The organism is Lactobacillus pasteurii DSM 23907 = CRBIP 24.76 (genome assembly GCF_000297025.1).
GTDB classification, from domain to species: Bacteria; Bacillota; Bacilli; order Lactobacillales; family Lactobacillaceae; genus Lactobacillus; species Lactobacillus pasteurii.
Genome location: NZ_CAKD01000013.1, coordinates 57,820 through 71,464, shown reverse-complemented (window position 1 = coordinate 71,464; position 13,645 = coordinate 57,820). Strand labels below are relative to the sequence as shown.

The window sequence follows — 13,645 nt, the reverse complement described above, 5'->3', positions numbered from 1 at the left end:
CAAAAAAGCAAAAGAAACATATAATAAAAAATGTAATTATTGTAAATAATTCTATTTACTATAGGTGGTAAAAATGCGAAGAAAACTATTTGGTCTCATATACATGTCTTCATACAAGATCCAATTGGATATCGTCAATCTCAAGGACTTGACGATTCTAGAAAAGTTAAATTCGCCTTCTTTTATTCAAGCAAAAAGCAAGAGCGAAGTCTTTGAAAAAGACATGGATAAAATCTGTACTGCTATTGATGGGTTTAAGGATAAGTTAAAAGAATACAAAATAACGGATTACAAGTTTTATGGCAATGGTCAACTAATTGATGAAATTTCTGCTAGTTATATTGCTGATCAAATTCAAGTTAGAACGGGTTTAAAAATTGAATGGCTAAGTAGTAGTCAAATTGTTTTTGCTAAGGTTTTGAGTGGGATAAATAGCTTAAATCAGATACAGCATGAACGTTTGCAAGGCTTGCCGACTTATTTGCTTAGTCTGGGATCAGCGATGATCAACCTTTCTTTATTTGAAAATGGCAAATTTATTTCCACTTGGAATTTGCCACTAGGTCCGCGTGAAATTCAAGAAATTGATCAAATTACTAATGAAACGCCAGGTAACCCAATTGATGTTATCAGCGACTATTTAAATGCCCGAATTGATCATTTGGCGCGTCAAATTAAGCCTAACCCTAACTCAGCCTTTATCATTCAACATGCTGACTCGCTTAATAATCGCTTTTTGCATCAACATGATTCCGCAACTAGAATCACACATAAGGATTTTGACGACTTCTACTATGACAGTATCGAGATGCCGCTGGACTACTTGATGGATATGTATCAGTTAGAGCCAGCTGTAGCCGAGCATACCTTGCCAAATTTGGTAGCAGTTCGTAGTTTTGTGAACTTGCTCAGTCCAAAAGAGATCTACATTACGGATATGTCAGTCATAACTGGTCTATTATTAAGTGAAGCCAATTCTCAAAAATTGCTCAAAGGACCATTTATAGGTAACGATATCATTATGACCTTTGCCAAAAACATGGCCGATCGGTATTTGGTTGATCCTGATCATGCAGGTCAAATTAGAGATTTTGCCTTGCACATTTTTGACCGTTTGCGCAATGTCCATTTGCTGACAGAAACAGACAGACGCCTGCTTTCTCTAGCAGCTACAGTTGATGATATCGGAAGTTTCGTCAATCAAGTTAGTCGTTATGAACAATCAGCCGAAATTATTACTGCCAATAAGATCATCGGCCTCTCAAATCAGGAAAATACAATTGTTAGTGAAATCTGCCGTTATCAAACCTCTGACGAAGGTCCTTCTTCTCCTGATATTGGCGGCCAGCACTATCGTCAACTTGATTCGCAAATTCAATTGCGTGTGGCCAAGATGTCAGCGATTTTACGCTTAGCAACGGCCTTAGATGCTTCCCACAAGCAGAAGATCAAGAAGATAATCATCTCCATCAAAAATGATAACGAGTTGATCATTCGTGCCAAAACAAATGCGGATATTACTTTAGAAAGGTGGTCTTTCAATCGGCGATCACAATTATTTGAAGAAGTTTTTGGAATAAAGGTTAGTCTGAAGCAAGAAGGAATGAACAGACAATGAGCAAAAAATTGAAAGAAGAAAGCAAGAAGCTAAAGGATTTTAAGAAGGCACAATACTATACCAATCGAGAATTAAGTTGGATGGACTTTAATAATCGGGTATTGGAAGAAGCTCGCAGCAAAGACAATCCATTGCTTGAGCGACTTAGTTTCCTAGGAATTACGCAAAGCAATGTTGACGAATTCTTTATGGTTAGAGTCGCTTCGCTACATAAATTGATTGCTGCTGGCGTTAAATCAACTGACGCATCAGGGATGACGCCAAAAGAGCAATTGAAAGCCATTATCAAAAAGGAACACGAATCAGTTGAAAAAAGATATTCAACCTATGTGCGGTCGCTAGTACCTTTGCTTGAAAAGCAAAATATTTTTCTAAAATCAGTTGAAGATTTATCTCAACGCCAACATGAATTTATTCGTCGCTACTTTAATGATGAATTGTATCCTGTGTTGACGCCAATGGCTGACGATGCTAATCGCCCTTTTCCGTTTATTTCAAATGATTCGCTTAACATTGCAGTCGAACTTAAAGACAAAGAAAAGGGCCACTATCAATATGCAACAGTTCGCGTGCCAAATATTTTCAAACGATTAATCAAATTGCCCGATGAAGAAAATAGTTTTATTTTAATCGAAAATATTATCAAAGAATTCATCGGAAAATTGTTCGATGGCTATGAAGTCAAAGAAACTGCCTGCTTTAGAGTAACGCGCGATATGGACTTAGACGTGGCCGAGCGTGATACTTCTGACTTTTTGCGGAGCGTGCAAAAGCAACTAAAGGACAGAGAACATGGTCAAGTGGTGCGCCTTGAAATTGACAAGGACATGGGTGCTAAGATTCGCAAGCGTTTGATCAAGAAGCTAAAGGTTGATGATGATGATATTTATGAAATCAATGGGCCAATTGACCTCACTTTCTTAAAGAAATTATCTTCAGCTATTATCGAGCATGATGATTTGCACTATCAGCCAGCAAGCAGCTATATTGATCCAGATTTGAGTTTGAACAGCAATATTTTTGCCAATATTCGCAAGCAAGATTATCTGGTTCAACATCCATATGATTCATTTGATACTGTTCTTAACTTCATTAAAAAAGCTGCTCACGATGACAAGGTATTGGCAATCAAGATGACCTTGTACCGCGTATCAGGCAATTCGCCAATTATTAAATATCTAGGTGAAGCTGCTCAAGCGGGCAAGCAAGTAACGGTTTTAGTTGAAGTTAAGGCCCGCTTTGATGAACAAAATAACGTCCATTGGGCTCGAACTTTGGAACAAATGGGTTGCCATGTAATCTATGGTTTAAAGGGCTTGAAGACGCATACTAAGATTACTTGCGTTATTCGCCGGGATGAAGACGGCATTCGCCGCTATTTGCACTTAGGTACGGGTAACTATAACGATGTAACGGCGCATTTCTACACTGATATGGGTTTGTTTACTTGCCGCAGAGACTTGGGAGTGGATGCTACTAACTTGTTCAACATGCTTTCGGGTTACTCAAAGCCACCTTACTTCCACCAATTGCGTATTTCTCCAGACCATATTCGCGAATTTATCAATGAAAAGGTCGACAACGAAATCGCTATTGCTAAAGCCGGAAGACATGCGGAAATTCATATGAAGATGAATTCCTTGTCCGATCCAGATATTATCGCCAAACTTTATGAAGCTTCTCATGCAGGAGTTAAGATTCATTTGATCATTAGAGGTATTTGCTGCTTGAGAACGGATATTCCTGGCATCAGCGATAATATTGAAGTTCACTCAATTGTTGGACGTTTCCTTGAACACAGCAGAATCTACTACTTCTACAATGATGGTCATGATGAAGTCTACCTATCAAGTGCTGATATGATGAAGCGGAACTTGAATCGCCGGGTAGAAACTTTGTTTCCAGTCCTTCAACCAAATTTAAAGCAACGAGTATTGGATATTTATCGGATAATGTGGGAAGATAATGTTAAATCTAGAATTTTACATGATCAAACCTATTCAATGGTTGACCGCCGAGGCAAGGAAACCATTGACTCCCAAGAATATTTTGTGGCTGAGGCCAAAGAGCAAAATCGTTTGCTTAAAGAAAAGCGCAAGGAGCAAGCTAGAAAGCCAGAAACTTTTGAGACAATGCGTAAACAGGAGGTCGACATTGAATTAGGCGAAAAGAAGGACGACTAATGGCTGACAGTTTTGTACTGAAAAAATTCAAAATCGACAAATTACGCTTAAAAGCTAATAAAGAAGAGTTAATTGAAAAAGGGAGACAGCAAGCTAGCGTGGTTTCTCCTGAAAAGTTGGGACAGTATATTCCGGTTGAGCGGGATGTTGTTGAGATGATCAAATCCCAAGAAGATAGCATGATTCCGGAATTGATGGGATTGCGCCACCAAAGAATGATGAAGAATGTCTTTACTTTCTTTAGAGGTACTGCGGGCATTATGGAATATGACTTGATTCATGGCGTAAGAAGCGGTATTCCGGTGATGACTTGCGGGGATGCACACTTGAATAACTTCGGCTTTTTTGCTTCACCAGAAAGGCAGCTACTATTTGGGCTAAATGACTTTGATGAAGCAAGAATCGGCAATTGGGAAAGCGACCTGAGAAGATTAATGGTTAGCGTTCAATTGACTGGCGAAATCAATGGTTATGATCAGGCAAGCAATGAGAAGATCCTAGAAAAAACAGCCAATGCTTATAAAAATGGAATCAATTATTCAAAGGATCTAAAATTATTGGACCGGTTCTACTTATCTTATAACATCAATGATTTGATGAATTTGATTGCAGATGATGAGCAGATGGTTAAGGTCTTGAACAAAATTGCTAACCGAGCTCCACGCAATAATTCTGATAAAGTGGTCAAGAAGTTTACCGAAGAAGTTGATGGACAGCTTCGTTTTAAAGAAAATCCACCTCGGGCAAGACGAATTTCTGAAAAGCTTTATGAACAGATGTTAGAAGCATTTGACGAGTACCGCTTGCAGCTTCAGCCAGATATGCAGGTATTTTTGAGCAATTTTAGTGTGTCAGATATCATTCGCTATAGTGTTGGCGTTGGTAGTTTTGGTACGCGTTGCTATTTGGTCTTGTTAACTGGAAAAGATGGCAGCAATCTAGTCTTGCAGATTAAGGAAGCCTTGCCTTCAAAGTATGACTTAAATAGTCTCTCGCCAGAAGAAGCTAAAAAGCAGGGTTATGAAGAAGGTAAGCGCGTTATTACTGGTCAGCGAATTTTGCAGACCTTCTATGATCCATTTTTAGGGACGACTAAGACAGGCCACCGTAGCTACTATGTCCGGCAGTTCCGTGATATGAAGGATTCAATTGATGCGACTAAGCTTGATGAGGCAAGCTTTACGGCATATTCGAGATTGTGTGCTTTCATCTTGGCTGTAGCACATTATCAAAGTCCAACTGCGCCAATGATTGTGGGATATTTGTCAGAGTGCAAAGATTTTTCAAAATATATGGTAACTTGGGCTAAGAGCTACGCCGAGCAGGTTCATCAGGACTTTGAAACATACAAGAATTATTTACAAGGTGAATAATCAAGAAAACAAGTACAATTTTAAAGACTCAGCCTTATTGGCTGAGTTTTTTTGTTTATAAGTATAAAACAAGTATAAAAAATATGCTTATGCCTTTCAGACAGTTGGTTATTACGCCTGGAATGAGAGTGGAGATAAGATATAGTCGACTAATAACGGCTCTTAGACGAGGCTATCTTTCTTTGCGATTACCATTTTTTGCAGATTTTATTCGTTAGTATAAGGATAGATATTATATATAGTCAAAAATAAAAGGAGTTTATCTATATGAACTCCTTTTTAGTGTCTAAAATCAATTTACTTTTCAGTGATTACGGCTAAGTTAGGTAATTTAGCAATGTCAGTCATTTCTACGTAGCCACTCTTGTCCTTAATGCCATAAAGGATCAAAGTCTTGCCATTTACTTTAACTGTCTTAGTGCGGTCAACGACAACCTTGCTGCCAGCCTTTAAAGTTTCTTTAGTAACTTTGCCTTCTGCAGAATATACAGGAACATTGTCGCTGCCATTGTGTTTGCCTAAAGTGACAGTTTGATACTTAGCAAGCAAAGCATAGTTATTGATGTAGCTTACCTTAGATACAGGGATGTATTGGTTCTTGCCAACTTGGTAGTATCGCTTGCCTTTAATTGTAGTGTAAGTCAAAACCTTCTTGCTGCCTGTAGAGTCAACGAAGAAGCGGTAGGCACTGGCTGATGCTGGCTTAATTTGGCCACGGTAATTTACGATTTGGCTTCTCTTCAAAGACTTGTTAGCAATCTTCTTGCCACTCTTTTGGTATAAAGCGGAATTATTAGCAATGTACAAAATTCCCTTGCCATTTAGGCTAGTAACTTCAGAAGTTGGAAGATATTTGCCACCGGCTAATTTATAAGTATATTCGCCATTGATAACTTTAGTTCCATAGTACTTCAAAGAAGCGGACTTAACTTTCATTGAGCTAGACTTGCCGTTGATATCGTAAACTTCAATGCTCTTTTTGCTTGAATCAACAGTAAGAGTTTTAGCTGAGCTCTTTTGGCTAGCAGCTTGAACGCTTGAAGTGCTAGTAACAGTACCAACTACAGGAGTAGCAGCTAATAATAAAGCTAATGAACTAATTGCAATTGTTTTAATTTTCATGATCTATCTATCCTTTCGCAATTATGTTTTGTTTTCAAGCTTAATTATAGTTTATTCCAAGTGTAAAAAGTAGCAATTAGACCAATCCTTTACCTTTTTGTAGTTATCTTTGAAAAAACTTTAGAAATTGACTATTTGACGTAAACAGACTTGAAGTCGTAAGGAACACCAGTTGGATTGAAGGAGACACCTTTTTTTTCAAAGACATCGAGGAAGTTGATCGGATCAGCGATTACCGCTTGCCAATTCTTAATTGTCAATTGGTAGTCACCAGAAACTTGTCTAGTAATTAATTGAGTGTAAGGGATGTTTTGAATAGATACGTTAACCTTTGGAAGACGGACAAGTTGACTTTGCAAGAATTCAGCGATCTGTTTAGAAGTATCATCGTCGCCGGCTAGAAGAGTGACTTTAACATTAGAAATTCCTGTTTCTTTGTAAGCTTGATTGAGCAACTTTTTAGCCTTAGTTAAATCATAGCTTACTGCATTCTTTACATATGCATCATCTTGAAATTCAGCGCCAGTTGTTGGATTCTTTCCCATGCCTGATGGAACAAATCCTTTGGCAGCAATAGAGCCATCTTTTAGAATTGCTCCGGCTAATTGTTTACGGTTAATTGCGTAAGAAAATGCTTGGCGAGCTTTTAGATTTTTGAAGATTTTGACAGTATTTTGATTTAATTCCAGACGCTTGATAGCTGAAGCAAGTCGTGGATAGTAGCCAGCTTTATTCTTGTTAGCAGCGGCTTGTTGACCTGAAAGTGGTGTTTCGTCGGCTTTGCCTGCTTGGAAGAGGTTGTAGCTAGTGGTGGTACTTTCGCTAACTTGTTCATTTACCTTGCTTAGCTTTACATTTTTAGCATCCCAATAATTCTTATTCTTTACCAAGGTCCATTGCTTATTGTTGCCGGTCCATTTAGTCAAAAATTGCTAGCAAATAACAAAAAAAGCCCTACTAGATCAATTGATCTAATAGGGCGTCTTTAACGCGGTACCACCTAATCTTTATGGAGTCTTCCACCTTGGTTCATGTACGGCAAAAAGCGATACACTACCGCGATAAAGGGCGGACCCTGAAGCCACTAAATATCGCAGCTTCATGCTCGAAGGCCATTTTCAAAGGTAGTACTAACAATCCCTTTCACCAAAATGGGATCTCTCTTGGGGAAGTACCTACGTTTTACTTTCCTTGTCATTGCTTAATCTAAACTTAATTTGATTATAGAATACAGGGAGATTTGAAATTTATCAATTTAATTTTGCAAAAAAATAGACCGACAAAACGTCAGTCTATTTTTAATAGACAAATATATTAGTCAGAATTAGAAGTTAGCCTTCTTTACGTAGCTGTTCTTGCCGATTTGGTAGAAAGCCTTACCCTTTAACTTAACAGCTTTGCCGTAAGTTGAAACCTTCTTGCCTTTCTTCAAGGCCTTCTTGTTTACGCGCTTGCCAGCCTTGTTGTAAACGTAAGCGTTGTGCTTAAGGGTTCTCTTAACAGCCTTAGTAGTCTTTGCAGGCTTCTTAGTGTCAGTAGTAGTTGTAGTATCAGTGGTCTTAGCTGGAGTAGTAGCTACAGCACCTAAAGTTACGTCAGCTGCTTCTTGCATTGACTTAGGTCCAAGGTTGATAGTGAACTTGATAGTACCCTTACCTTCCTTGTAAGCTTCACCAGCAAAGACAAAGTCTAAGCTTGAACCATCCTTAGCAACGTTAGCTTGCTTGCCTTCAACACCGTTAAGAGTCATTGAAGTCATCATCTTAGACATATCTTGACCCTTTGACATTGGAGTGTTGCCTGAAACGTGGATAGTTACTTGAGTAACCTTGCCGTTTTCAACAGTAACATCTGCGCTCTTACCTAAGAACATAGCAGATTCTGAAGGAGTAGTAGTACCAGTCTTAGTCAATAACATTGATACGCTTTGGCTGTTGGTCTTAGCTGCAGTAGGGTTAGCTGCGATCAATGCTGGAGTTTCGCTAGCAGTTATAGTAGCAGTGTCTGCCAAGGCAACAGCAGGTGTAGTTGCAGTACTTGCAAGTAATGCAAGAGCAGTTAAAACGACTTTAGTATTCTTTTTCATAAAAAATCTCCTCTGAATGGTAATGTATTTTTAATCCGCTTACATTATTTAACAAAAAATGCTCAATTGCAATAGTAAATTTTCGTTATTTTTAAAATATAAAATAACAGGCATAACCCTTGATACTAGTGACATTGTGTCACATTTGAAACCGTTTGCTTGATTGTCTTTTAACCAGTATAATAGTCAATAAATGAGATTAGGAGAAATTAGTATGAGAATGAATATATTAAAAGTTGCATCAGTGGGTGCGATTTTAGCTTTAACAACGCCAGTTTTTATGACTGAGTCAAATATTTCAACAGTTCAGGCGGCAACTCAAACCACACAAACAGTGAGTATGTTGGCTTATAAGTATAGCAAAAACCATAAAAGTCACAAAGCTTCGATTTCACGTGGCTTTATCGGAACTAAGGCAAAAGTTGTCCTAAAGAATAAAAAGGTTAGTCAAGTGATCGTTCATGTTGATGGCAATGGTAGTTCCATGGGCAAGGGTCAAAACGTTGATAAGATCGTCAAGGCTTTAAGCCTTAATGGTGTAAAGGGCAAAAAGGCTAATGTATCAAAGGATAAATCTAGTTTCGACTTTATTTTTTCATCTAAAGCTTTCAAGAACAACGGCTGGGTAAAGATGCAAGTAACGATTGATTTTGGCGGAAAAATGTCAGAACCAGCTTGGATTAAGTTTGGCAAATTAAAAAGCGTTAGTAACAGCTAGCAAAATTCAGCCAGACCTAGCAGAGCAAACTTTAAATTATCACGTCTACAAAGAGGATAAAAAGTCTTTATCAATCGCTGATGAATACTACACGCACAAAGCGGAACTGCTAAAAGAGGGTAACAAATATCGCCTAATAATGACCATCAAGGCAAAACATGACTTAGTGGTCTTTAAGCCACTATCGATGTCAGTGGGTCCGATCACTAACTTGACGGAAAAGACTGAAGGGGATTTTGATATTTGGATAGTAGAAACTAGCATCAGTTCTATTGATCAGTTAACTAAGCCTTTTTCAGGAGAGTTAGAGTATTCTGTTCCTAGCCTAGGGATGCAGCATCAGAAGTATAAGGTATGGTATGTGTTTGACCAAGCACTTGAAAATGCAGCAACTGTGCCTAAAAAGACTGCTAAGTCTAAATCATCTGCAGGCAAGGTTTCAAAAGAAAAAACAACTAAACAGATTGAACAAGTCGCAAATACTCCGGTTAAAAATCCGGTCGTAGAAGAAGCTGCAAGAAAAAATAACGCTGCTTCAAAAAAATCGACCAAAACTAAGACGATTCCATTTAATCTTGCGAAAAAACAAAAAGAATTGGGCAAGTATGCAGTGAAAAAGCAGGCGACTTTAGCAGAAGTTCCATTGATTTCTTATCCTTTTTTGCCTGTTATTGGCATTTTTGCGTGCTTAGATTTGGTAATTATTTCCTGGGCAATTATTTTCCGTAAAAAGAGAACGCGAAAGGATAAAGAATGAAGAAAGTTTTAAAGTACATTTTGACCCTCGCTGTGATGGCGACGGGGCTAGCGCTATTTTCTAAGCAGACAATGGCTGCGGATGTTAACTATCATACTTACAAATATCACACTAAAGAAACTTCAATGGCTACGACTTACTACGTTACTCCAGCTCAAGTTGAGGTTTCTGGTGGGGAATATTTAGTGACAATGACTATTCGGACTAAGAAGAGCTTGAGTCCTTGGCCAGTTAAAGTTATCAGCATTGACGGCCAAAGTCCGATGAATGTGACTAAGACTCGGCATGGGTCTGACTATGATTATCGCTACGCCTTTAGAAGCTCTAACTTAAATCGAATGATTTCAAGTCAGATAAAGATTGATGTACCAAATATCTACAAGGCTACTCATATGGTAAGCTTCAAGTTTGATCAAACTGCTTTGCCTAAGCTAACTACTAGCGCTAATAGTAGTAAGAGTCAAACAAAAACTGCTAAGAAAGTAGTTACTCCAGTCAAACAATCCAGCACTAAAAAGCAAACGAGTCAAGCAGCTAGTCCAAATGATAAGCAACTAGAAGCCATCATGGCTCAAGCCAAAAAGCAATCAAAGGATGTCAAGAAACGGCAAATGGTCTTGGCAGAAGCGCAAGCTAAACAGAATTTAAAAAATCGTCAAGCTAACGAAAAAAATCAGAAGATGTTTTACTACTTAATTTTGGGAGGTATTTTGAACCTAATAATTCTAATTGTAGCGGCGGTGTTCTTTGTTTTTGGAATTAAGCCGGCAGGTTCAAGAGGAAAGCATGAAGAAGCATAGTGGATTAATTATCGGACTAGTCGTTTTGTTAGGGCTAGTTATTGCGGGAGCATTTTTTGGCAAGAAATATATCGATCAAAAAGTTGCTAATAATGAAAAAATCGTCGCTACTACGGTAGCTATTACGGAAATTTTTGATAAGTTGGATGTTAATTTGGCAGGCGTACCTTCAACTGAAGCTAGCTTGCCAGCAAGATATCGCAAATTGCCTAAGGTGGGAAATCCAATGAATCCGAGCGTTGAGAAGATTGCTTCGCTCAACCCAACCAAGGTATACGCTGTATCAACGCTAAAAGACCAATATGATCAATCCTTTAAAGAACAAAGCGTTGACGTTACTTATCTTAATCTTGATTCCGTAGCTGCTTTAAAGTCGACCCTAACTAGTTTGGGCAAGGAATATTATCGTCAAAAGCAGGCCGAACAGCAGATCAAAATAATTGATGAAGCTGTAGCTAAGGCTAAAGCACGCATCCATGGTCAAAAACCAAAGGTGTTGATTTTGATGGGATTACCTGGTGCAGGATATTTAATTTTGACTAATAAGTCTTACTTAGGCGACTTGGTACGTTTAGCTGGCGGGGAAAATTTATATAAATCTAAGAGTCAAATTTACTTAAATCCAAGCAATGAATCATTAGCTAAGCAAAACCCGGATCTGATCTTGCGCTTGTCACATGCCATGCCAAAGGTAACGATTCCGCAGTTTAAGCAGGAATTTAAGAGTAATCCTGTTTGGAAAAAGATGAAGGCGGTTAAAGAAGGAAAAGTTTATGATTTAAAGCAACCAACTTTTAACGCTTCTGCGAATATGGAAGTTTCCAAGGCAATTAAGAAATTAAGTCAGCTACTATATCCGGAGAATTAAGATGAAAAAAGCGGTAATAACCTATAGCTTGTTGACTATGATGATCATAGCAACGCTTTATTTTGCGCTAAGTCACGGAGCAAGCAATATTTCACTAACTAGTATGAGTCAGACGGATTTGAATTTGCTATTGAATATTAGATTGCCAAGAATTGTTTCTGCCTTAGTAGCTGGCGCAGCCTTGTCGATTAGCGGTTTGTTTTTTCAAGCCGCTTTTCGCAATCCAATAGCTGATCCGGGTATTATGGGGGTATCGTCAGCCGCTGGTTTATTTCAGACTTTGTTTGGCATTCTCTTTCCGGCGTTTTTCATTGGTAAAACTTTAGCTGCTGTTTTAGGCGCTTTAGTTGCGTTTGTGCTATTGATTCAATTTCAAAAATACTTTGACCCATTTAGATTGATTATCGTTGGTGTGGCTATCAATGCAGTATTTACTGGAATTGCAGAAGTCGTCACCAGCAAGGCTAGCAGCAGCTTAGCGACTAGCAGTTGGAGCTCGACTTTGATTTTGACTATTAGTGGAATCATCGGCTTGATCATAGCACTTGTTTTAGCTAATTGGGCTAATTATCTGAAGGTTAGCGATGAACAATTGAGTTCATTAGGAATTTCGGCGAGTTTTATTCGTTTAGTTCTTTTGCTTTTAGCGGTCTTTTTGGCAGGTGTGACGACAGCATGTTGCGGGGTATTAGCCTTTATTGGCATTATCGTGCCACAAGTTGGAAGAGCTATTTTAGGCCATGATTATCAAAAATTGACAACTTTTTCGATTATGGCAGGGAGCTGGTTGATGCTGTTTGTCGATACGCTAGGAAGAACAATTAACCCACCAAATGAAATTGCGGCTGGAACTTTGCTAGCGATTATTGGTGGTCCGATGATGATTGTTATTTTGCTAAGTATGAATCGAGGTAAGAGGGATGTTAGAAGCTAAAAATATCAATTTTTCATATGGTAAAAAGCAAATCCTCGATGATGTCTCGATCAAGCTAGCTGAACATCAAATCACCACGCTAATTGGCCCCAATGGTTCAGGCAAATCAACTTTGTTTAAATTGCTCACCAGGTCGCAAAAAGCGGATTCTGGTCAAGTTTTATTGGCAGATAAAGACATCTGGCAATATCCGGCTCGCGACTTTGCCAAAGAAGTTGCAATTGTTCATCAAAAAAATGATCTCTATGATGATTTGACGGTTGAAGAGCTAATCAAAATGGGCAGATTGCCATATGTCGGCTTAACTAAAGAAATCGATAATCAAGATGAAATAATCAAGCAAGTGATTGAATATTTGGAACTTGAACCAGTTAAAAATAAGTTGGTCTCGCAGCTTTCTGGCGGTCAGCAACAACGTGTTTGGCTGGGATTAGCCTTAGCTCAGCAGCCACGTTACTTATTCTTGGATGAGCCAACGACATATCTGGATTTGCACTTTCAGATGAGATTTTTGACCTTGTTAAAAAATTTAAATCAAACTACCAAATTAACTATTTGTATGATTTTGCATGATTTGAATCAGGCGCTTCACTATAGCGATCAAGTTGTTTTGCTTAGTCAGGGCAAAATAAAAAGCCAGGGCTTACCTGAAGAAGTAATTACCGAGGCTAATGTCAAAGAAAGTTTTGATATCAATTGCCGGATTATTGAAACTGAAGATGGCAAGTTTTTCCAGCAATTATAGTTCAGAATTAGATCGAGTCGAAAGGTTCGATCTTTTTTAGTACAGATTTTTAGTTTACCAAATAAGTCCAAAAACTGACCAGATAGGTACTTTTGGCCAAAAGAGAAAAATGTAGTGCTAGTATAGCTTGTGAGTCGAAGGGAAAGAAAATTATAGGTATTAAAAATGGAAAAAGATGATTTTTCTAAAGATATGTTATGGACAAAAACTGTTGGTTCGCATTCAAAGGTTGATCCTATACTTTGGATATTAATTGCTTTTGCTGCTTGCTTGATTATTGGATCTAAGTACATACCTACAATTAATAAGGGTAATTAGTTGGAAGTGCTAGAAATCAACATTTTCAGTAACGTGGTTTCTAGCACTTTTTAGGTTTTAAGTTTTTGTACTTATTCTGTATCTCAAATACCAAATAGGTACAAAAACCTACCAGATTGGTAC

At 38.2% G+C, this 13,645-nt stretch carries 12 protein-coding genes, 1 pseudogene and 1 other annotated feature; of the genes and pseudogenes, 10 read left to right on the top strand and 3 right to left on the bottom strand.

Features of this window, described 5'->3' with window-relative positions; translation table 11 throughout:
- Positions 1 to 73 precede the first annotated feature (73 nt).
- Genes BN53_RS03020 through BN53_RS03010 form a run of 3 tightly spaced genes read left to right on the top strand, consistent with a single transcriptional unit; the run spans position 74 to position 5,174 of the window.
- A complete protein-coding gene (locus BN53_RS03020; RefSeq protein ID WP_009559441.1) occupies positions 74 to 1,618 on the top strand; it encodes a hypothetical protein in 1,545 nt (514 codons plus the stop codon).
- Positions 1,615 to 3,801, top strand: a complete 2,187-nt coding sequence (locus tag BN53_RS03015) for an RNA degradosome polyphosphate kinase (RefSeq protein ID WP_009559440.1) — start codon at positions 1,615 to 1,617, stop codon at positions 3,799 to 3,801. The genes BN53_RS03020 and BN53_RS03015 overlap by 4 nt, the downstream gene beginning before the upstream one ends.
- Entirely contained in the window at positions 3,801 to 5,174 is a 1,374-nt protein-coding gene (locus BN53_RS03010) for a DUF2252 domain-containing protein (protein WP_009559439.1), read from the top strand. Before BN53_RS03015 ends, BN53_RS03010 begins: the two co-directional genes overlap by 1 nt.
- A 297-nt stretch (positions 5,175 to 5,471) precedes the next feature.
- Here BN53_RS03010 and BN53_RS03005 read toward each other — a convergent pair whose 3' ends face one another.
- From BN53_RS03005 to BN53_RS09980, 3 genes and pseudogenes are all read right to left on the bottom strand, one after another.
- A complete protein-coding gene (locus tag BN53_RS03005) occupies positions 5,472 to 6,296 on the bottom strand; it encodes an SLAP domain-containing protein (protein ID WP_009559438.1) in 825 nt (274 codons plus the stop codon).
- 131 nt (positions 6,297 to 6,427) lie between these two features.
- Positions 6,428 to 7,222: pseudogene (locus BN53_RS03000) on the bottom strand (ABC transporter substrate-binding protein); the annotation flags it as partial.
- A 46-nt stretch (positions 7,223 to 7,268) separates the two neighbouring features.
- Positions 7,269 to 7,503 (bottom strand) — a binding site (T-box leader).
- Between the two features lie 117 nt (positions 7,504 to 7,620).
- Positions 7,621 to 8,382, bottom strand: coding sequence for an SLAP domain-containing protein (locus BN53_RS09980; protein WP_009559435.1), 762 nt, complete (start codon positions 8,380 to 8,382; stop codon positions 7,621 to 7,623).
- A gap of 220 nt (positions 8,383 to 8,602) precedes the next feature.
- On the opposite strand from BN53_RS09980, the gene BN53_RS02990 reads away from it, so the two are divergent.
- From BN53_RS02990 to BN53_RS09570, 7 genes are all read left to right on the top strand, one after another.
- Positions 8,603 to 9,100 carry a hypothetical protein gene (locus tag BN53_RS02990; protein WP_194073725.1) on the top strand — a complete coding sequence of 166 codons (498 nt, stop codon included), beginning with the start codon at positions 8,603 to 8,605 and terminating at the stop codon, positions 9,098 to 9,100.
- 139 nt (positions 9,101 to 9,239) lie between these two features.
- A complete protein-coding gene (locus tag BN53_RS02985; RefSeq protein ID WP_009559432.1) occupies positions 9,240 to 9,857 on the top strand; it encodes a hypothetical protein in 618 nt (205 codons plus the stop codon).
- Entirely contained in the window at positions 9,854 to 10,657 is an 804-nt protein-coding gene (locus tag BN53_RS02980) for an NEAT domain-containing protein (protein ID WP_009559431.1), read from the top strand. Before BN53_RS02985 ends, BN53_RS02980 begins: the two co-directional genes overlap by 4 nt.
- Positions 10,644 to 11,525 (top strand): heme ABC transporter substrate-binding protein IsdE, encoded by an 882-nt coding sequence (gene isdE / locus BN53_RS02975; RefSeq protein WP_009559430.1) that lies wholly within the window; start codon positions 10,644 to 10,646, stop codon positions 11,523 to 11,525. Before BN53_RS02980 ends, isdE begins: the two co-directional genes overlap by 14 nt.
- 1 nt (position 11,526) lies before the next feature.
- Positions 11,527 to 12,459: a FecCD family ABC transporter permease gene (locus tag BN53_RS02970; RefSeq protein ID WP_009559429.1), complete on the top strand. Its 933-nt coding sequence runs from the start codon at positions 11,527 to 11,529 to the stop codon at positions 12,457 to 12,459.
- Positions 12,446 to 13,204 carry an ABC transporter ATP-binding protein gene (locus BN53_RS02965; RefSeq protein WP_009559428.1) on the top strand — a complete coding sequence of 253 codons (759 nt, stop codon included), beginning with the start codon at positions 12,446 to 12,448 and terminating at the stop codon, positions 13,202 to 13,204. Before BN53_RS02970 ends, BN53_RS02965 begins: the two co-directional genes overlap by 14 nt.
- A gap of 165 nt (positions 13,205 to 13,369) precedes the next feature.
- Positions 13,370 to 13,522, top strand: a complete 153-nt coding sequence (locus BN53_RS09570; RefSeq protein ID WP_009559427.1) for a hypothetical protein — start codon at positions 13,370 to 13,372, stop codon at positions 13,520 to 13,522.
- Positions 13,523 to 13,645 lie beyond the last annotated feature (123 nt).